This window comes from Cellulomonas sp. P22, from assembly GCF_044392165.1.
Genome location: NZ_JBISBW010000005.1, coordinates 233,931 through 254,008 on the forward strand (window position 1 = coordinate 233,931; position 20,078 = coordinate 254,008).

The window sequence follows — 20,078 nt, forward strand, 5'->3', positions numbered from 1 at the left end:
CGCGCGCGTCGGGCACCCGCGAGGCTTCCGCGAGCCTCCGGTGCGGTGCCCCGGGGACTACCCCGCGAGCGCGACCGTGTACCCGGCCCTGTCGTCGTCGAGGTCGCCCGTGTGCCCCTCGGCCACGGCCCGGCGCCCGAGCACCAGCGTGTAGGCCCAGAACCCCGCGAGCGCGAGCGCACCGATCGTGATCTTCACGCCCCACGGCAGCGACGAGCCCGTGACGAAGCCCTCGACGAGTCCCGAGACGCCGAGCACGCCCACCAGGCCGATCGCGACCGTGAACAGCGCGCGACCCTCCTCGGCGAGCGCACGGGTGCGCGGGCGGGGACCCGGGTCGACCCAGGTCCAGAACAGCTTGAGGCCCGCCGCGCCCGCCACGAAGATCGCGGTGAGCTCGAGCAGACCGTGCGGCGAGATGAGCTGCAGGAACAGCCCCAGGTGCCCGTACGACGCCATCATCCCGCCCGTGGCACCGACCATGACCGCGTTGTTGAGCAGCACGTACACGGGCATGACGCCCGTGATCCCGAGCCCCACGCACTGCGCCGCGATCCAGGCGTTGTTGGTCCACACCATCGTCGCGAAGCCCGCGCCGGGCTCGTAGTACTGCGCGAACGCGTTCTCGACGTACTCGCGCCGCTGGCTCTCGGTACCCATCGCCGCGAGCGCGTCGGGCTGGGTCGCGACCCACACCCCGGCGACGACCCCCACCACGAGGCACGCCGCGGTCACCGCGACGGTCCACCACCGGATCCGGTAGAACGCCGCGGGCAGCGAGACGAGCACGAACCGCCGCAGGTCGCGCCAGCCGGCCTCGTGCGCGCCGGCGATCCGCGCCCGGGCCCGTCCCAGCAGCTGCGAGAGCCGCGTCACGAGCTCGGGGTCGGGGGCGCTCGAGCGCACGGTCGACAGGTCGGTCGCGACCGCCTGGTACAGGCGCACGAGCTCGTCGGCTTCGGCACCGCTCAGGCGCCGCTGCCGGCTCAGCTCGTCGAGGCGCTCCCACGCAGGGGTGTGCACCGCCGTGAAGGCGTCCAGGTCCACGCCCGATACCCTGCCACAGCACGTGCCGCCCCGAGTGCCCGGAGGAGCCCCGATGGACGAAGGCATCGTCACCGGCGAAGGTGTCCTGCTCGACACGCGCCCGACGTCGTTCGTCTCGCGCCTGCTCGCCGCGCTGCTCGACCTGGTGGTGCTCGGCATCGTGGCGATCGCCGCGGTGATCGTGCTGGTCCAGATCGAGTTCGAGCCCAGCACGACCCTGCTGATCGTGATCGTCGCGACGGTGACGGTCGTGGTGCCCACCGCTCTCGACACGCTCACGCGCGGTCGCTCGGTCGGCAAGCTCGTGGTGGGCATCAGGATCGTGCGCGACGACGGCGGTCCGGTGCGTCTGCGGCAGGCGTTCGTGCGGGCCCTGGTGGGGCTGGGCGAGCTGTGGATGACGTTCGGCTCGGTCGCCCTGGTCTGCGCGATCTTCCACCCGCAGGGCAAGCGCGTGGGTGACGTCCTGGCCGGCACGTACGGCGTTCGGGTCCGCGGCAAGGTCTCGCGGAGCACGCCCGTCGTGGCGATGCCCCCGCAGCTGGCCCCGTGGGCGGCGACGGCCGACGTGCGCCGCCTGCCCGACGGTCTCGCGCTGTCGGTGCGCCAGTTCCTGATCCGCACCCGCACGTTGCACCCCGGGTCGCGTGCCGAGCTCGGCACGCAGCTCGCGACCGAGGTCGAGCGCTACGTCGCCCCCGCTCCCCCGCCCGGCACCCACCCGGAGTCGTTCCTCGCGGCTGTGCTCGCCGAGCGACGCCAGCGCGAGTACGCGCGGACCGAGGCCGCGCGGCAGCGCGACGCGCACGACAGCGCGCTGATGCGCCGGCTGCCGCACGGCGTGCCCGACCCGGTCGACTGACCGCTCGGGCCCTCAGTACCGGTAGTGGTCGGGCTTGTACGGTCCGTCGACGTCGAGCCCGAGGTAGGCGGCCTGCTGCTCGGTGAGCGTGGTCAGCCGGGCCCCCAGCGCGTCGAGGTGCAGCCGGGCGACCTTCTCGTCGAGCAGCTTGGGCAGCCGGTGCACCCCCACGCCGTACGCCTCGGGACGGGTGAAGAGCTCGACCTGGGCGATGACCTGGTTCGCGAACGAGGTGCTCATCACGAAGCTCGGGTGCCCGGTCGCGTTGCCGAGGTTGAGCAGCCGGCCCTCGGAGAGCACGAGCACAGCGTGCCCGTCGGGGAACGTCCACTCGTGCACCTGCGGCTTGATCTCGGTGCGCCGGACGCCGGGCACGGCGGTGAGCCCGGCCATGTCGATCTCGTCGTCGAAGTGCCCGATGTTGCCGACCACGGCGTGGTCCTTCATCGCGGCGAGGTGCGCCGCGGTGATGACGTCACGGTCCCCCGTGGTGGTGACGAAGAAGTCCGCGTCGGCCACGACGTCCTCGAGGCGCACCACCTGGTAGCCGTCCATCACGGCCTGCAACGCGCAGATCGGGTCGACCTCGGACACCACGACGCGCGCGCCCTGGCCGCGCAGGGCCTCGGCCGCTCCCTTCCCGACGTCGCCGTAGCCCGCCACGAACGCGAGCTTGCCGCCGATCAGCATGTCGGTCGCCCGGTTCAGGCCGTCGGGCAGCGAGTGCCGGATGCCGTAGCGGTTGTCGAACTTGGACTTGGTGACCGAGTCGTTGACGTCGATCGCGGGGAACAGCAGGCGGGACCCGGCGGCGAGCCGGTCGAGCCTGCGCACGCCCGTGGTCGTCTCCTCGGTCACCCCCCGGATGCCCGCGGCGAGCGAGGTCCAGCGCTTCGGGTCGTCCGCGAGCGAGCGGCGCAGGAGCCCGCGCAGCACGTTCGCCTCGTCCGAGTGGCCCGGGTCGCCGGGCGTGGTGTCGGGCCGCACGGACCCGGCGGCCTCGACCTCGACCCCGCTGTGCACCAGCAGGGTCGCGTCGCCGCCGTCGTCGAGCACCAGGTTCGGTGGTGCGTCGTCGGGCCAGGTGAACACCTGGTCGGTGCACCACCAGTACTCCTCGAGGCTCTCGCCCTTCCAGGCGAACACCGGCACCCCCGCCGGGGCGTCGGGCGTGCCGCCGGGGCCGACGACGACGGCCGCGGCGGCCTCGTCCTCCGTCGAGAAGATGTTGCACGACGCCCAGCGCACCTGCGCACCGAGGGCCGTGAGCGTCTCGATCAGCACGGCGGTCTGCACGGTCATGTGGATCGAGCCGGCGATGCGGGCGCCCGCGAGCGGCCTGCTCGGACCCAGCTCGGCACGCAGCGCCGTCAGGCCGGGCATCTCGTGCTCGGCGAGGCGGATCTGGTGGCGCCCGGCCTCGGCCAGGGACAGGTCCCGGACCTTGTGACGGCCGGGAGCCTCGTCGAAGTCGGACATCGGTGCCCCTCTGGTCGGCTGACCCCACCCACGCCGTGCTCCGGCCATGCTACTGACGGGACGCTCCGGCGCGAGCGGGAGCCGTGTCGGCCCACCCGGCGACTCCTGGGATGATCGACGCGTGACCGCCACCCTCGTCGCCCGTGGCCTCGGGGCCGCCCACGGCGACCGCCCCCTGTTCTCCGACCTCGACCTCGTCGTCTCCCCCGGTGACGTCGTGGGCCTGGTGGGCGCCAACGGCGCGGGCAAGTCGACGCTGCTGCGCCTGCTCGCGGGCCAGACCGAGCCCGCGGCGGGCCGTGTCACGTGCTCCCCGTCGGACGCGCTCGTGGGGTACCTGCCCCAGGAGACCGAGCGGGTGCCGGGCGAGACGCTCGCGGAGCACCTGGCCCGACGCACGGGCGTGGCGGCCGCGCAGGCGGCGCTCGACGCCTCGGCGGACGCGCTGGCCACGGGCCTGCCCGGCGCCGACGACGCCTACGCGACGGCCTTCGACCGGTGGATGGCGCTGGGTGCGGCCGACCTCGAGGAGCGCACCGGGCAGGTGCTCGCCGACCTGGGTCTCGACGTGGACCCGTCGCACCCCATGACGGGGCTCTCGGGCGGTCAGGCGGCCCGCGCGGGGCTCGCGGCCCTGCTGCTCTCACGCTTCGACGTGCTGCTGCTCGACGAACCCACGAACGACCTGGACCTCGACGGGCTCGCCCGCCTCGAGACCTTCGTCCGCTCGCAGCGCTGCGGTCTCGTCGTCGTCTCGCACGACCGCGAGTTCCTGGCCCGGTGCGTCACGACGGTGGTCGAGCTCGACCTGGCCCAGCAGCAGGTCGCTGTGTTCGGTGGCGGCTACGAGGCCTACCTCGAGGAGCGCGACACCGCTCGCCGCCATGCCCGCGAGGCGTACGACGAGTACGCGGACCGTCGCGGCTCGCTCGAGGAGCGGGCCCGGATGCAGCGCGGCTGGATGGACAAGGGGGTGCGCAACGCGGCCCGCAAGGCGTCCGACCCGGACAAGTTCATCCGTGCGCACCACCGCGAGGGCTCGGAGAAGCAGGCGGCGAAGGCACGCCAGACCGAGCGCATGATCGAACGGCTCGAGGAGGTCGCCGAGCCGCGCAAGGAGTGGGAGCTGCGCTACGAGATCGCCGCGGCGCCGCGGGGCTCGGCGGTCGTGGCGACGCTGCGCGGCGCGGTCGTCCGCCTGGGTGCGGCCGACGGCGACCGCGAGCCGTTCACGCTCGGCCCGGTGGACCTGCAGCTCGACGCCGGGGACCGGGTCGCGGTCACGGGTGCGAACGGTGCGGGCAAGACGACGCTGCTGGGCGCGCTGCTGGGCCGGGTGCCGCTCGACGCGGGTACCGCGTCGCTCGGGACGAGCGTCGCGATCGGTGAGGTCGACCAGGCCCGGGCGGCGCTGGCCGGCAACGGCCCGGCCGACGTGGACGTGCCGCTGCTCGACGCGTTCGCCGCGCAGGTGCCCGACCTCGTCACGGCGGACGTGCGCACGCTGCTGGCCAAGTTCGGTCTGCGTGGTCCGCACGTGCTGCGGCCCGTCTCCTCGCTGTCGCCGGGTGAGCGCACCCGCGCGGGCCTGGCGCTGCTGCAGGCCCGCGGCGTCAACCTGCTCGTGCTCGACGAGCCCACGAACCATCTCGACCTGCCCGCGATCGAGCAGCTCGAGCAGGCCCTCGAGTCGTACGCGGGCACCCTGCTGCTCGTGACCCACGACCGGCGCATGCTCGACGCCGTGCGGGTGAACCGCCGCTGGCGGGTCGAGGGCGGACGCGTCCGCGAGATGTGAGACGCCTCACGGGGCGCACGGGGTACGAGGGCGCGTCGGAGCGCTCGGCAACGAGAGTTGTATCACGAAACGGTAACGATCCAAGAGCGGGTAAAGCCGCACGTCAGAGGCCATTTCCTGACGCGCCGACCCCCTCACAAACCGGACTCTCGACCTGAGGGGCGTTCGCTTTCTGCTCCTCGGTCGAGGCATGGTGAAGGCGACAGATCGACGACGGTCCGGCTCGGACCCCGTCACCTCGCCCCGCCGCAGCCCCCGTCCAGGGGATGCCGGGAACGAGACGTGACGGCTCTTCCTCGAGCGCCTCGCTGCACCACCGGTGCGCGCCGTCGACGACCGGATGTCCGCCCGGTCCACCGCCAGCGCGCACGTGCTCCAGCACGCGCCGCTCCCCCGAACGGGGTGCGGTCCGGGTGGCTGCGAGCAGATGAGGTGACCATGACGGCAGTACGCGCCGAGAACGTCTACAAGGTGTTCGGCCGACGCCCGGCCGAGGCCGTGCGGAGGCTGCGCGAGGGCGCGACCCGTGACGAGGTCGCCGCCCACGGGACCCCCGCCGTGATCGACGCGAGCTTCGAGGTCGCGAGCGGCGAGACGTTCGTCGTGATGGGCCTCTCGGGCTCGGGCAAGTCCACCCTGATCCGGATGCTCAACGGCCTCGGGCGTCCCACCGCCGGCCGGGTCGTGCTCGGCGACGCCGACCTGACGACGGTGCGACCCCACGAGCTCCGCGAGATCCGCCAGCGCCGCGTCAGCATGGTCTTCCAGCACTTCGCGCTCCTGCCGCACCGCTCCGTGCTCGACAACACCGCGTACCCGCTCGAGATCCGCGGCGTCGACCGCGCCGAGCGCCGCCGCCGCGCCGGCGAGGCGCTCGAGCTCGTCGGGCTCGAGCGGTGGGCCGACCGGCTCCCGTCCCAGCTCTCGGGCGGCATGCGCCAACGCGTGGGCCTCGCCCGCGCCCTCGCCGCCGACACCGACGTGCTGCTCATGGACGAGGCGTTCTCGGCGCTCGACCCGCTGATCCGGCGAGAGATGCAGGACCAGCTCCTCGAGCTCCAGCAGAGCCTGGGCAAGACGATCGTGTTCATCACCCACGACCTCAACGAGGCGATGTACCTGGGCGACCGGATCGCGGTCATGCGCGACGGACGCATCGTCCAGATCGGCACGAGCGAGCAGATCCTCTCCGACCCCGCGAACGACTACGTCGCGCAGTTCGTCGCGGACGTCGACCGCACCCGGGTCCTCACCGCGTCCTCGGTGATGCAGCCCGCCCGCGCCGTCGTGCCCCTCTCGGGCGGCCCCCGCCTCGCGCTGCGCACGATGCGCGCCGAACAGGTGTCGGCCGCGTACGTGGTCGACCGTTCGCGCGTGCTGCGCGGCGTCGTGACCGACGCCGACGTCGTGACCGCGCTCCGGTCCGGCGTCGACACGCTCGCCGGGCTCGTCCGCACCGACGTCACGCCCGTCCCGCCCGAGACAGCCCTCGCCGAGCTGTTCGCCCCCGCCGCCGAGTCGTGGCTCCCGATCCCCGTGACGGGCACGGACGGGCGCCTCGTGGGGGTCATACCCCGCGTGACGCTCCTCGAGGCGATGGTGCCGCCCGAGCAGACGCCCGCGCGGGGCACCCCCGCCGTCGCGGCAGCGGTCGACGACCCGGCCCCCGCCGCCGCTCCCGCTCCCGCTCCCGCCGCGGACGAGACCAGTCCCGTCACCGAGACCACCCCGGAGGTGCACGCATGATCGCGTCACCCACGCCCACCGACCTCCCGCGCCTGCCGCTCGGCTCCTGGGTCGCGGACATCGTCGACTGGGTCACCAGCACGTTCAGCGGGCTGTTCGCCGAGATCCGCGCCGTGCTCGAGTGGTGCTACGGCTCGCTCGACACCTTGCTCGGCGGCCCGCCGTTCTGGGTGGTCGCGCTCGTTCTCGTCGCCGTGGCCCTGCTCGTCAAGGGCTGGCGCCTCGCGCTCGGCTCGCTCGTCGGCTTCGCGCTCATCGCCGCGGTCGACCAGTGGGCCAACGCGATGGACACCCTCGCGCTGGTGATCCTCGCGAGCGTCGTCGCGCTGGTGATCGCCATCCCGCTCGGCATCTGGTGCGCCCGCAACGACCGGGTGTCCCGGGTCGTGCGCCCCGTGCTCGACCTCATGCAGACCATGCCCGCGTTCGTCTACCTGATCCCGACGGTGGTGATCTTCCGGGTCGGTGTGGTCCCGGGCATCGTCGCCACCGTCATCTTCGCGATGGCCCCCGGCGTGCGCTTCACCGAGCTCGGGATCCGTCAGGTCGACCGTGAGGTCGTCGAGGCCGGCCACGCGTTCGGCTCGGGCGAGGGGCGCATCCTGCGCCAGATCCAGCTGCCGCTCGCCCTGCCCACGATCATGGCGGGCGTCAACCAGGTGATCATGCTCTCGCTGTCGATGGTCGTCATCTCCGGCATGGTCGGCGCCGCCGGGCTCGGACGCGACGTCGTGTCGGCGCTCCAGCGGGTCAACATCTCGCTCGGTTTCGAGGCCGGCATCTCCGTGGTGATCCTCGCGGTCTTCCTCGACCGGGTCACGTCCGCGCTCGCCGACCGCGCCCCCGTCGCCCGCGCCCTGCGCACCACCGACGCCTGAGCGTCGCCACCGATCTCGTCCCCCACCCCCGGCCGCGCGACACCTGTCGCGAGCCACCTGGAAGGAAACGATGACCCACCGCACGTCACGTCACGTCATGATCGCCGCCACGGGCGCCGTCCTGGCCCTCGGCCTCACCGCCTGCGCCGGGACGACCGACGCCTCGTCGGGCGAACGCCTCGAGAACGGCGACCTGTCCACCGTCTCGATCGGGATCCACTCGGGCTGGGACGAAGGCATCGCCGTCTCGCACCTGTTCGCCACGATCCTCGAGGACGAGGGCTACACCGTCACGAGCCAGGAGGCCGACCCCGGGGTCGTCTACACCGGCATGGCCGGCGGCGACTTCGACGTCAACTTCGACATGTGGCTGCCCGAGACGCACGGGGACTACCTCGACCAGTACGGCGACGACCTCGAAGACCTCGGCGTCTGGTACGACGACGCCAAGCTCACCGTCGCCGTCGACGAGGACTCACCCATCACGTCGCTCAGCGAGCTCGCGGCGGCCTCGGACGAGCTCGGCGGTCGCATCGTCGGCATCGAGGCGGGCGCGGGACTGACCCGCATCGTCCAGGACTCTGTGGTCCCCGCCTACGGGCTCGAGGACATGGACCTGCTCATCTCGTCGACGCCCGCGATGCTCGCCGAGCTCAAGGGCGCGACCGACGCGGGCGAGCACATCGCCGTGACCCTGTGGCGCCCGCACTGGGCGTACGACGCCTACCCGGTGCGTGACCTGGAGGACCCCGAGGGCGCGCTCGGCGAGGCCGAGGAGATCCACTCGACGGGTCGCACCGACTTCGGGGTCGACTACCCGACGCTCGCCTCGTGGATCGAGGCGTTCCGGATGACCGACGAGCAGCTGTTCTCGCTCGAGAACGTCATGTTCAACGAGGACGGCGGCTCCGACCCCGCAGCGTCCGCACGTCAGTGGCTCGAGGCGAACCCCACGTTCGTCGACGACCTCAAGGCCGCCGCCCAGGCGTGAGCCGACGGCAGCTCAGCCGATGACCTCGGCCGGACCTGCGGAGCCCGTCGCCGGGTGCCGCAGGTCCGGCTCGAGGTAGATGACCCTGGCGATCGGCACCGCCGCCCGCACCCGCTGCTCGGCGCCGTCGATCGCCTCCGCGATCTGTGCCGCGGACGCGGTCGGTGAGATCTCGATCTTCGCGGCGACCAGGAGCTCCTCGGGGCCCAGGTGCAGCGTGCGCAGGTGGATCACCGAGCGCACGCCCTCGCCCACGAGCGCGGCCTCGATCGCGTCGACGTCCTCCTCGGTCGCCGACTCGCCGAGCAGCAGCGACGTGATCTCGAGCGCGAGCACCACGGCGATCGCGACGAGAAGCACACCGATGCCTGCGGTGCCGGCCGCGTCCCAGCGCCCGTCGCCGGTGACGAGCGTCATCGACACGCCCGCGAGCGCGAGCACCAGGCCGATGAGCGCGCCGAAGTCCTCGAGCAGCACGACGGGCAGCTCCGGGGCCTTGGCCCGGCGGATGAACTCGACCCACGACCGCGAGCCGCGCAGCGGGTTCGCCTCGCGGACCGCGGTACGGAACGAGAGACCCTCCATCACCATCGCGGCGAGCAGCACCACGATCGCGACCCAGCGCCACGAGTCGATCGGGTGCGGGTCCTGCCACTTGTGCCACGCCTCGTACAGCGCGAACAGGCCACCGAGCGAGAACAGCACGATCGACACCACGAACGCGTACACGTAGCGCTCGCGCCCGTAGCCGAACGGGTGGCGCTCGTCGGCCGCTCGGCGCGCCCGCCGGCCGCCCACGAGCAGCAGGAGCTGGTTGCCCGAGTCGGCGAGCGAGTGCACCGACTCCGCGAGCATCGAGCTCGACTGCGTCAGCAGGTACGCCACGAACTTCGTCACGGCGATGCCGAGGTTCGCGGCGAGCGCCGCGACGATCGCCTTGGTGCCGCCCTCGTGGGCCATGCGGTTCCTCCAGTCGACTCCGGGCACGGCCCGTCGGGGCCGCGCCCGGTCCACCCGCACGGACGGCGAGCGGAAGCCTAGAAGACCAGCTCCGCTCGCCGGACGACGCGGTCGATCAGCTCACGTCAGCGCGGCTCAGCGCAGCGGACGTGCCTCGTCCGCGAGCAGCACCGGGATGCCGTCGCGCACCGGGTACGCGAGCGGGTTCTCGGGGTCGGTCGAGTGCAGCTCGGGCGAGCCGTCGGGGCCGGTGCCGTCGACGAGCTCGGCGCCCGTCACAGGGCAGCGCAGGATCTCGCGCAGCCACGGCTCGAGCGGGCTCGGGGTCTCGGCGGGGGTCTGGTCGGCCATCGTCAGCTCTCCTCGGTCTGGCGCACGAGCGCGAGGACGTCGTCGCGCACCTTGGTCATGATGTCCTCGTCCGCGGCCTCGACGTTCAGGCGCAGCAGCGGCTCGGTGTTGGACGCGCGCAGGTTGAACCACCACTGCGGCGTGGTGTCCCAGTGCGAGACCGTCAGGCCGTCGAGCTCGTCGACGGTCACCGGTCCTGCGCCCTGCTCGGTCACGTACGCCTGGACGACCCGGGCCCGTGCGGCCGGGACGTCCGCGACCCGGGAGTTGATCTCCCCGCTCGCGGAGTACGGCTGGTAGATCTCGGCGAGGGCCGAGAGCGGGTGGGGCTGGCCACCGAGCGCCGCGAGCACGTGCAGCGCGGCGAGCATCCCGGTGTCGGCGAAGAAGAAGTCGCGGAAGTAGTAGTGCGCGCTGTGCTCGCCGCCGAAGACCGCGTCGTGCTCGGCCATCTCGGCCTTGATGAACGAGTGGCCCACCCGGGTGCGCACGACCTTCGCGCCGGTCGCGCCCACGAGGTCGGGCACCACCTGCGAGGTGATGAGGTTGTGGATCACCGTCGGCGTCGGGCGGCCAGCGGCCTGCTCCCGCGCGACCTCACGCAGACCCACGAGCGCTGTGATCGCGGACGGGCTCACCGGGTCGCCGTTCTCGTCGATCACGAAGCACCGGTCGGCGTCGCCGTCGAACGCGAGACCGAGGTCGGCCCCGTGCTCGACCACGGCGGCCTGCAGGTCGCGGAGGTTCTCGGGCTCGAGCGGGTTCGCCTCGTGGTTCGGGAAGGTGCCGTCGAGCTCGAAGTACAGCGGGACGACCTCGAGCGGCAGCTCGGGCAGCCCGGCGGCGGTGCCGAGCACGGCCGGTGCGGTGTAGCCACCCATGCCGTTGCCCGCGTCGACGACCACCTTGAGCGGACGGATGCCCGAGAGGTCCACGAGCGAGCGCAGGAACGCCGCGTAGTCGGCCAGCAGGTCACGCTCGTCGACGGTGCCCCGCTCGCGACCCTCCGTCGCGACGTCCGGCACGCCCGTGGCCAGGTATCGCGAGGCCAGGTCGCGCACGCGCGCGAGCCCCGAGTCCTGCCCGACGGGCCGTGCACCCGCGCGGCACAGCTTGATGCCGTTGTACTGCGCCGGGTTGTGGCTCGCTGTGAACATCGCCCCCGGGACGTCGAGCGAGCCTGACGCGAAGTACAGCCCGTCGGTCGAGGCCAGCCCGATCAGGGTCACGTCGACCCCGCGGCCCGCGAGACCGTCAGCGAAGGCAGCGACCAGTGCGGGGCCCGACGGGCGCATGTCGTTGCCGATCACGGCGCGCGGGCGCTGGCCCTCGCGCGTCTCGGGCACGACCACGACGTCACCGAACGCCGCGCCGATCGCGCGTGCGACCTCAGGGTTCAGCTCGTCGGGGACGACACCGCGCACGTCGTAGGCCTTGATCAGACCCGTCAGGTCGGGGAAGGTGTCCGTCGCGGACTTCTCGGGCGTCTCAGGCATCTCGCCGGTGGTGGATGACACAGCGTCACCCTACCGGCTGATGTGCGGACACACCGCGAGGGTCGATGCTCACCGCGTCGCTCGAGCAAAGGGTGCTTCATGAGTGTTGTCGTGACCGGAGGAGCCGGGTACATCGGTGCGCACGTCGTGCGGCTGCTGACCGCACGCGGTCAGGAGGTCGTCGTCGTCGACGACCTCAGCGCGGGACGTGCCGACCGGCTGGGCGCGGTGCCGCTCGAACGGGTGGACGTCGCCGCCGACGGTGCCGTCGACCGCCTCGCCGCACTGTTCGTGCAGGTCGGGGCGACCGCGGTGATCCACCTCGCGGCCCGCAAGCGGGTCGACGAGTCGATGGCGCTGCCGGCCTGGTACTACCGCCAGAACGTGGGCGGCGTCGCGAACGTCGTCGAGGCCATGCAGCAGGCCGGTGTCGGGACGCTCGTGTACTCGTCGTCGGCCGCCGTGTACGGCACCCCGGCCACCGCGCTCGTGACCGAGGACTCCGCGACATGTCCCGTGAACCCCTACGGGGAGACGAAGCTCGCGGGCGAGTGGCTCGTGCGGGCCTCGGGTCGTGCCTGGGGGCTGCGCACCCTCGCGCTGCGGTACTTCAACGTGGCGGGCGCCGGCTGGGACGACCTGCGCGACACCCAGGCCACCAACCTCGTGCCGCTCGTGCTCGCGCGGCTGCGGGCCGGCCTCGCGCCGGTCGTGTTCGGCGCGGACCACGCGACGCCCGACGGGACGTGCGTGCGCGACTACGTGCACGTGCTCGACCTGGCCCGTGCGCACGTCGCGGCGCTCGACCACCTGGCCACGCCGGACGACCCCGAGGTCGACGTGCTCAACGTCGGCACCGGGACCGGCTCGTCGGTGCTCGAGGTGCTCGACGCGTTCGCCCGGGTCACGGGCGCGTCGGTCGACCCCGAGATCGTCGGGCGGCGGGCGGGCGACCCGGCGCACGTCGTGGCCTCGGTCGACGAGGTCCACCGGGTGCTCGGCTGGCGCGCCGAGCTCGACCTGACGGCGATCGTGCGCTCGACCGTGGAGGCCGACCTGGCGGCGATCCCCGCGAGCGGCGCGTGAGTCCTCGCGAGGTCAGGTGGACCGGTCGCGCTTCGCGCTGCGGGTGATCACCTCGTCGCGGCTGATCTCCGCGCGCCCGTCCCCCGCGTGGAACCACGCCTTGACCTCGCACGCGTGGCACGAGACGAAGACCACGGGTGACCCGTCGGCGAGGGTCATGCGCAGCTGCGTCAGGGCCGACCCGCCGCAGCCGCTGCACGTCGCGACGGTGTGCGGCACGGCCCCACCCGGCTGGCTCAGCGACCCGAGCGGCTGCTGCGGCTCGGGTGCCCGCCCCCGGGTCGAGCGCGCCCGGCGTGCCTGTCCCCCGGTCGTGGCCCCCTGCACCATCAGTTCCCGCCCCTCGGCCGTGTCAGTCGTCGTCGCCGCGCAGGATGCGCAGGTGCCCGCGTCGCGGCGCGTTCGACTCGGCCAGCGCTGCGGCCGGTGCGAGCCGGGCCGCGGGCTCGGCGACCGCGGGGAGCGTGCCCGTGCGCGGCCGACCGGCCTCGCGCACCGCGTCGGCGAGCGCGAGCAGGTCGTCCCGGCTCGGCCCCGAGTCGACGAAGTCGGGGGTCAGCCTCACGACCTCCCAGCCCCGGGGGGCGGTCAGGCGGGCGGCGTGGTCGATGCACAGGTCGTACGAGTGCGGCTCGGCCGTCGTGGAGAGCGGACCCAGCACCGCCGTCGAGTCCGCGTACACGTAGGTCAGGGTGGCGACGGCAGCACGGCCGCACGCGGTACGCGAGCACTGGCGGACGGATCTCACAGCGCAGACCGTACCGCCCGGCGGACACGGCGCACCTCTCCCACGCCGCGTTACAGTGCCGAGGTGAGCTCCCCCGTCCGTCGCACCCCCACCGGTGCGCCACGTCCCGTCCGACGCCGCGACCGGCGCGGTCGCGGGCTGCGCGGCCCGATGCTGCCGACGGGCGTCCCGGCCTCCCGCACCCGGGCCGAGCTGTTCGACGAGCTCGTGCTGAGCGCCGTCGAGCGGCTCGAACGCCGGTGGTCACGCCAGCTCGAGGGGACCGAGTTCGCGGTCGAGGACGTGCCGCCCTCGAACCCCGCGCCGTGGGAGCGGGGCGGGGTCCCGCTCGGTCGCTGCTTCCCCGCCGACGCCGGCCTCCCGGCCCGCGTGGTCGTCTACCGCCGACCGGTCGAGACACGCGCGTTCGACGACGCCGACCTGACCGACCTGGTGCGTGACGTGGTCGTCGAGCAGGTGGCCCATCTGCTCGGACGGTCGCCCGAGGACGTGGACCCGGAGTACGGGGACGGGCACTAACCTGGTCCGACCATGAGCACAGCCGGACCCGCCCTCATCCGCGTCATCTGCGTCGTCTACCACCCCGGGCCCGAGCTGGAGGACTTCGCGACCTCGCTCGAGAGCGCCACGAGCGCCCCGGTGGAGCTGGTCTTCGTGGACAACGGGACCGACGACACCGTCACGCGGCACGTCGCCGCTGCGCACGGCGCACGCGTCCTGGTCCCGGGGACGAACCTCGGGTACGGCGGCGGGGCCAACGCCGGCGCCGCGGACGCCGAGACCCCCTGGCTCGTGGTCGCGAACTCCGACCTGGTGTGGGGGCCGGGCTCGCTCGACCAGCTCGTCGACGCCGCCTCGCGGCACCCCGGCGCCGGGTCGTTCGGCCCGGCGCTGCTCAACCTCGACGGCACCGTCTACCCGTCGGCCCGCGAGCTGCCGTCCCTCACGCAGGGTGCCGGGCACGCCGTGTTCTCGCGCGTGTGGCCCACGAACCCGTGGACGCTGGCCTACCAGCAGCGGCAGCAGGTCGCGGGCGAGGAGCGCACGGCCGGGTGGCTCTCGGGTGCGTGCCTGCTCGTGCGGCGTGAGGCGTTCGAGGCCGTCGGCGGGTTCGACACGTCGTACTTCATGTTCTTCGAGGACCTCGACCTGGGCGAGCGGCTCGGCCTCGCGGGGTGGCACAACGTGTACGTGCCGACCGCGCGCGTCACGCACGTCGGCGGCACCTCGTGGCGCGAACGCCCCGCCCGGATGATCTCCGCGCACCACGCGAGCGCCGGGCTGTACCTCACCCGCCGGTACCACCGGTGGTTCGAGTGGCCCGTGCGCGTCGCAGTCCGCGCAGGCCTCAAGGCGCGCGAGATGCTCGAGCTGCGCGCGGCACGCTGACCGTCTGACCGGCGTGCGCGGGCCTGCCGGGTCCGCTGCCCGCGCTCAGCCGAGGCCGAGCGCGCTCCCCCGTCGCACGGGGACCTGCGTGACCCCTTCGACCGGGGCCACCGGCGTGACGACCGAGACGAGTGTCCCGTCGGCCTGCTCCACCTCGATCAGGAGCGCCAGCACCCATCCCGCGGCGTCATCCTCGGTGCCGGTCAGCGAGACGCCCGTGACTCCCGCGCCGAGCTCGGCCACGTCGACCACCATCGTGCGATCCGCGGCCAGACTCACCGCCTTCTCGGCGACGAGCTCCCCGCGCGCCCCGTACCCGCGCAGCACGGCGCTGCCCGCCCCGGCGTCGCCGTCCGGGTCCTGCGTCGCCCGAGCCAGCACCACCGACGCGGTGGTGCCCTGCGGGACGGCCGCGAGCAGCTCGGTGGACGGCTCCGCCGCGGCCGCCCAGGCGCGTTCGAGCGTCGGGGTGGGGTCGAGCTCGCCGGGGGCGCCACGCCGGGTCAGCAGGCCCGCGGCGACCACGGGGACGTCCGCGTCGACGACCGCGGTGTACGCCCCGGCCGCCAGGCCACCGAGCGGGAGGTCGGTGACCTCGCCCGCGGCTAGCGCGACCGTGTCCGCTCCCGGCAGCTCGACCGGGCCGTCGGTGCCCAGCAGGGTGACGCGTGCGGTGGTGCCGTCGGCGCCGGGGGCGAGCAGGCGCAGCACCGGCTGCACCGTGTCGTCCACGGTCGAGTCCTCCACGACCAGCCCCGTCACGACCTGACGCGTCGCCGGCTCGGCGCCCGGCACGACCAGGTCGGTGCCCGCGGCCGTGAACCCGTCGAGCGCCGAGTCCTGCAGGGTGGCCGAGACCGCGCCGCCCGTGGTCGTGAGCCGCACCACGAGACGACGCTGCTCGGCCGCGACCGCAGCCAGGTCGACGACCCGCTGCGCGCCCGGTGCGACGAGGTGGTGGTCGGTGCCCGCGAGCTCGACCTGGCCCGAGGGGCCCCACAGCTCGATCGTGACCTCGGTGGGGGTCGTGCCCGGGTTCAGGAGCACGAGCGAGGCGCTCGAGCCGATCTCGGTGCTGCCCCCCACGAGCCACTGCTCCGAGCCGGGCGTCCGACAGCTCGCCGCGGCCAGTCCCCGCAGGTCACCGGCGGTCACGGTCGAGGCCGAGGTCGCCGCGAGGAGCGCCGGGGCACCGCCGACCGGCTCGGCCTGCACGAGCACAGCGCCGGACGGGTCGGTGAGCAGCCTGGACGCCGCGACGGCGCCCGGCGTGAGCTCGGCGCTCGGGGTCGAACCCCCGAGCAGCGTCATCGTGCCCGGTGCCACCTCCCCGCCCGATGTCGCCGTGCTCAGTGCCTGCACCTGCAGGTCCGGCTCGACCGGTACCCGCGCGAAGCCCGACGACCCGCCCGCGTCGTCGGGCAGCACGAGCGGCCCGGCGCACACGAGCGTGGTGCGCGGGGGTGCGACGTCGACGAGGCCCGACGGCGTCGCCTCGGGCGGCGCGTCGGGCAGCGCTCCGGCCCCGACGACCACGGCCCCGGTCGCGCCCAGGACCACCAGTCCCGACATGACCCGTGCCATCTGGGCGGCCCACGCGCGCGCGCTCATCGTCGTCCTGCCTTGCGTCGTCGGACGGGGAGGGCCAGCAGCACCGTCAGCAGCAGCACCGTCCCCTGGATCACGAGCCACGGGGTGCGGTCGGCGCGGTGGTAGGCCACCACGAGATCGCCCCCCTCGGCGCCCAGCGCGAAGGCCTGGCGCCACTCGTCCGGCACGGCACGCAACGGCTGACCGTCCAGCGTGGCCGTCCAGCCCTGGTCGGCCCGTTCGGCGAGCACCAGCCGACGCTCCGCGTCACCCGCCCCGACCTCCGCCGTGACGGTGCGCCCGTCCGACGGGACCACGACGTCACCGTCGGTGCCCACGACCCGCGCCCACGAGCTGATGGTCGCCGCCGGGGCCTCGTCGGGCGTCGGCGCGACGGCCTGCACCCGCCAGATGGTGCCGGCCGCGCTCTCGGTGATGCGCTCGAGCCCCGTCGTGGAGTCGAGCCGGGCCGAGAGCTCGGCCCGCGCCGTGGTGCGGGCCGCGCGGACCGCATCGACGTCCTGCTCGGCGACGCCCTCGAACCGTGCGGGCACGGGCGGCAGCAGGACGTCGCCGACCGCGAAGCCCGCGAGGTCGGCCGCCACGTCGCCGCTCGTCGCCGCCCGCAGCCGCGCGACCACGTCCGTGAGCCCCGACTCCGCGGTGTCGGCCCCGGCGGGCGCGGAGCCGCGGAGCGGGCCCTGCACGGTGCGGGTCCAGACCGCGGCCGACTGGTCGGCCAGCAGCACCCCGTCGCCGCGCACGAGCTGCCAGCTCACGACGCCGTCCGGGTCGGTCGCCAGGAGCAGCACGCGCGACGACCGGGGCGCAGCCTGCGACTGCTGCCCCACGGCAGGCACCACGAGCCGGTCGAGGGCCTCGAGCCCTCCGACGCCCTCGGTCCGCGCCTGCCACGCCCATCCCCCGAGGGTCGCGACGACCACAGCCCCCGCGAGGACCCCCATGAGCACGGCACCGGGCTGCCGCCACCCGAACGTCGAGCGGGTGAGCCGTTCACGCATCCCCTGCACGCCGAGCAGCGCCGCCGCCAGCAGCCCCGCCCCGGCGAACGACACGCCCGCCCCCGGCCAGCCGCGCACGACGGCGCCGTCCGAGACCGCGACGTCCACCAGCCCCACGACCGTCGCGACCGCCAGCCCCGCGACGACTCCGCACCACGCGACCCGCACCCCGCGGGCGACCGGTGCACCGCGCAGCAGCGCGAGCACGGCCACCAGCAGCAGCACAGCCCCCCAGGCGAGGGGCCACACGTTGGCGACTACGGCGGGGAGCCCGTCCGGGGCGAGCGCCGTGGTGTCCGAGGGGACGCCCAGGAGCCGCTCGAGCGGCGTCGCGGGCGTCGACGCGTACGGCAGACCCGGGTCGGCCACGAGCAGCCGCAGTCCGGCACCGCCGCGGGCGACGGCCTCGGCCAGCAACGGACCGAGGAGCGCGAGCCCGGGCAGCCCGACGAGCAGGACCCGGAACCGGCCACGCGGTGCGCACAGCGCCACGACGACGAGCACGAGCAGCCCGGGCACGAGCAGCGACGGCGCCCCCGCGACCATGACAGCGAACGCGAGGGCCGCGCCGGCGGCCGCGGTGACCGACGCCGTGCGCGGAGCGACGGGCAGCGGTTCAGCAGGCAGCGGCTCTGCGGGCAGCGGTTCAGCGGGCAGCAGTTCGGCGGGCAGCGGTTCAGCGGGCGGCGGCACGACGTCCGCCGCCACGAGGTCCGCGGAGGTGTGGTCGCCGGCGGGTTGCGGGCCGTCGTCGAACGCCCGGTCGTCGACTCGCCCGTCGGGCCCGCGTCGTTCGTCGGGAAGCAGGTCGTCGTCCAAGAGCAGGTCGTCGTCGATGGGGTCGGCGTCGCGGCGGGCGGTCGCGACGCCGGACAGCACCGAGTCCACCTGGTGCGTGCCGGTCGCGCGGGCCAGGCCCAGCACGAGCCACGGCAGGGCGAGGTGCGCGACGACCGGACCGAGGCGTCCGTCCCCCAGGCCCACGAGCAGCGCCGGGGCCGCGGCCCAGACCAGGGCCGCCCACAGGCGCGCAGCGACCGAGCGCGTCGCCGCGCCCGCCGCGAACCAGGCGCCCAGGCCGCCGAGCAGCACGGCGCCGAGCAGCACGACCGCCACGGCGCGGCTGAGGTCGCCGACCAGTGCCGTCACGGGGAGCAGCACCAGGAGCAGGGGGTCGGCAGGTCCGGGGGCACCGAGCCCGTCGGCGACCCAGCCCGAGGTCGCCGCCTGCCAGAGCTGGGCCAGCCCGGCGGCCGCGGGCGTGAGCGCCCGCCCCACGAGTGTCGCGCCTCCGGCCACCGGGCCGACGAGAGCCCCGAGCGCGACGGCGGTGACCCCGCTGAGCAGCACCACGAGCAGTCCCAGCGTGCTGCGGCGGCGCGTGGTCAGGGCGGCGAGCTCGCGCAGCTCGAGCTCGCTCGGCGCATGCACCACCCGACGCGCCTCGGCGTGCGCGAGCCGGCGGTCGCGCCACTCGGACCACACGTCGCGCGACGACGCCTGCAGCGGACGCAGCGTGCGTCGCGACAGCCTGCGGGTGCGCCGGGCACGCCGCCGGGCACCCAGCACAGCCCCCGGCCGACCTAGGGCACGCAGCGGTGCCGCGAGCTCGGTGAGGGCCAGCAGGGGCTCCTTGGTCGCGACGCGCACCAGGGCGCGCACCGGAGCCGAGAGCAGGGCGAGGACCGCGACGAACGGGAGCAGCAGGAGCGGCGCGGTCACGAGCCGCTGGTGCACCAGGGCGCGGCGGCGCGCGGCGAACGAGCGGCGGGGGTCGCCCGCGTCGGGCAGGCCGTCCGCGTCGGCGTCGACCTCGACACCCGCCCCGGACGTGCCCCGCAGCCCGTGGTAGCTCGCCTGCGCGTGCCGCACCACGGCGGCCGGGACGACGACCACGCGGTGACCGGCGAGCCGCGCCCGGCGCGAGAGGTCGAACCCGTCGCCGAACGGACCCAGCGCGGGATCCGGTCCGCCGAGCTCGTCCCACACGTCGCGCCGCACGAGCGCGCCCGCGATGCCGACGCCGAGCACGTCCTCGCGCCCGTCGTGCTGCCCCTGGTCGACCTCGGCGTCCTCGACGCCCGTCATGCGCCTCCCCGACCGGGAGGTGCGCACCCCGACCTCGAGCAGGCGCGCAGGCTCGGTCCAGGTGTACTGCTTGACGCCCGCGACCCCGACCGACGGGGCGTGCTCGACGGCACGCAGCAGCTCCGCGAGCGCGTCGGGCTCGGGGGCCGAGTCGTCGTGCAGCAGCCACAACCACGTGCCGGCCAGGTCGCGGGGCGCGGCGACGATGGTGGGAGGGGCGATGTCGGCCAGGGCGCTGCGCACGGCGTCGCCGAACGTCCGCGCGCCGGGGGCCTGCACGGCCACGATCTCCGGGGCTGCGTCGGGCCTGAGGCCCGCGAGCGCGCCGCGCGTGAGCCGCAGCACGTCGCCGCCCGCGTGCTCGGCGACGTCCACGACCAGCACCCGCGCGGGGGTGCGTGTCTGGGCGCCGAGCGCCTGCAGCGTGGGGGCGAGGTAGCGGCTGGGACCGCGGGTCACGACCACGGCGGTCACGGCCGGGGCCGACCGCGACGTGGCGGGGGCCTCGGCCAGTCGGAGACCTGAAAGGAGCGGTGAGTCAGTCATC

At 74.4% G+C, this 20,078-nt stretch carries 17 protein-coding genes; 8 read left to right on the forward strand and 9 right to left on the reverse strand.

The genetic code is table 11. The annotated features are described in order from the left end of the window. Positions 1-57: 57 nt before the first annotated feature. Complete coding sequence (locus ACGIF2_RS06355) at positions 58-1,047, reverse strand: stage II sporulation protein M (protein WP_396044672.1); 990 nt, start codon at positions 1,045-1,047, stop codon at positions 58-60. A gap of 52 nt (positions 1,048-1,099) precedes the next feature. Here ACGIF2_RS06355 and ACGIF2_RS06360 point away from each other — a divergent pair, with 52 nt between their 5' ends. Next, positions 1,100-1,909, forward strand: coding sequence for an RDD family protein (locus tag ACGIF2_RS06360; RefSeq protein WP_396044674.1), 810 nt, complete (start codon positions 1,100-1,102; stop codon positions 1,907-1,909). Positions 1,910-1,921: 12 nt separating this feature from the next. Here the strand turns inward: ACGIF2_RS06360 and ahcY are convergent, their stop codons facing one another. Beyond that, complete coding sequence (gene ahcY / locus ACGIF2_RS06365) at positions 1,922-3,388, reverse strand: adenosylhomocysteinase (RefSeq protein WP_396044676.1); 1,467 nt, start codon at positions 3,386-3,388, stop codon at positions 1,922-1,924. 121 nt (positions 3,389-3,509) lie between these two features. Between ahcY and ACGIF2_RS06370 the strand changes: the two genes are divergently transcribed. From ACGIF2_RS06370 to ACGIF2_RS06385, 4 genes are all read left to right on the forward strand, one after another. Continuing rightward, positions 3,510-5,186, forward strand: a complete 1,677-nt coding sequence (locus ACGIF2_RS06370) for an ABC-F family ATP-binding cassette domain-containing protein (RefSeq protein WP_396044678.1) — start codon at positions 3,510-3,512, stop codon at positions 5,184-5,186. Between the two features lie 438 nt (positions 5,187-5,624). After that, on the forward strand, positions 5,625-6,932 hold the full coding sequence (locus ACGIF2_RS06375; RefSeq protein ID WP_396044771.1) for a glycine betaine/L-proline ABC transporter ATP-binding protein: 1,308 nt from the start codon (positions 5,625-5,627) through the stop codon (positions 6,930-6,932). Continuing rightward, positions 6,929-7,810: an ABC transporter permease gene (locus ACGIF2_RS06380; RefSeq protein WP_396044680.1), complete on the forward strand. Its 882-nt coding sequence runs from the start codon at positions 6,929-6,931 to the stop codon at positions 7,808-7,810. The genes ACGIF2_RS06375 and ACGIF2_RS06380 overlap by 4 nt, the downstream gene beginning before the upstream one ends. A 70-nt stretch (positions 7,811-7,880) precedes the next feature. Beyond that, a complete protein-coding gene (locus tag ACGIF2_RS06385; RefSeq protein WP_396044682.1) occupies positions 7,881-8,801 on the forward strand; it encodes a glycine betaine ABC transporter substrate-binding protein in 921 nt (306 codons plus the stop codon). A 12-nt stretch (positions 8,802-8,813) separates the two neighbouring features. Here ACGIF2_RS06385 and ACGIF2_RS06390 read toward each other — a convergent pair whose 3' ends face one another. From ACGIF2_RS06390 to ACGIF2_RS06400, 3 genes are all read right to left on the reverse strand, one after another. Beyond that, positions 8,814-9,761, reverse strand: coding sequence for a cation diffusion facilitator family transporter (locus ACGIF2_RS06390; RefSeq protein ID WP_396044684.1), 948 nt, complete (start codon positions 9,759-9,761; stop codon positions 8,814-8,816). Between the two features lie 135 nt (positions 9,762-9,896). Next, entirely contained in the window at positions 9,897-10,112 is a 216-nt protein-coding gene (locus tag ACGIF2_RS06395; protein ID WP_396044686.1) for a Trm112 family protein, read from the reverse strand. 2 nt (positions 10,113-10,114) lie between these two features. After that, positions 10,115-11,608 (reverse strand): phosphomannomutase/phosphoglucomutase, encoded by a 1,494-nt coding sequence (locus tag ACGIF2_RS06400; protein WP_396044773.1) that lies wholly within the window; start codon positions 11,606-11,608, stop codon positions 10,115-10,117. Between the two features lie 99 nt (positions 11,609-11,707). On the opposite strand from ACGIF2_RS06400, the gene galE reads away from it, so the two are divergent. Beyond that, positions 11,708-12,694: a UDP-glucose 4-epimerase GalE gene (galE, locus tag ACGIF2_RS06405; RefSeq protein WP_396044688.1), complete on the forward strand. Its 987-nt coding sequence runs from the start codon at positions 11,708-11,710 to the stop codon at positions 12,692-12,694. A gap of 12 nt (positions 12,695-12,706) precedes the next feature. Here the strand turns inward: galE and ACGIF2_RS06410 are convergent, their stop codons facing one another. Beyond that, positions 12,707-12,913, reverse strand: coding sequence for a hypothetical protein (locus tag ACGIF2_RS06410; protein WP_396044690.1), 207 nt, complete (start codon positions 12,911-12,913; stop codon positions 12,707-12,709). Positions 12,914-13,046: 133 nt separating this feature from the next. Further along, positions 13,047-13,442, reverse strand: a complete 396-nt coding sequence (locus tag ACGIF2_RS06415) for a DUF3499 domain-containing protein (protein WP_396044691.1) — start codon at positions 13,440-13,442, stop codon at positions 13,047-13,049. A gap of 63 nt (positions 13,443-13,505) precedes the next feature. On the opposite strand from ACGIF2_RS06415, the gene ACGIF2_RS06420 reads away from it, so the two are divergent. Both ACGIF2_RS06420 and ACGIF2_RS06425 read left to right on the forward strand, forming a co-directional pair. Then, entirely contained in the window at positions 13,506-13,961 is a 456-nt protein-coding gene (locus ACGIF2_RS06420; protein ID WP_396044693.1) for a metallopeptidase family protein, read from the forward strand. 12 nt (positions 13,962-13,973) lie between these two features. Continuing rightward, positions 13,974-14,831, forward strand: a complete 858-nt coding sequence (locus tag ACGIF2_RS06425) for a glycosyltransferase family 2 protein (RefSeq protein WP_396044695.1) — start codon at positions 13,974-13,976, stop codon at positions 14,829-14,831. A gap of 45 nt (positions 14,832-14,876) precedes the next feature. Here ACGIF2_RS06425 and ACGIF2_RS06430 read toward each other — a convergent pair whose 3' ends face one another. Both ACGIF2_RS06430 and ACGIF2_RS06435 read right to left on the reverse strand, forming a co-directional pair. Beyond that, positions 14,877-16,442 (reverse strand): DUF5719 family protein, encoded by a 1,566-nt coding sequence (locus ACGIF2_RS06430; protein ID WP_396044697.1) that lies wholly within the window; start codon positions 16,440-16,442, stop codon positions 14,877-14,879. Next, on the reverse strand, positions 16,439-20,077 hold the full coding sequence (locus ACGIF2_RS06435; RefSeq protein WP_396044699.1) for a glycosyltransferase family 2 protein: 3,639 nt from the start codon (positions 20,075-20,077) through the stop codon (positions 16,439-16,441). The genes ACGIF2_RS06430 and ACGIF2_RS06435 overlap by 4 nt, the downstream gene beginning before the upstream one ends. Between the last annotated feature and the right edge of the window lies 1 nt (position 20,078).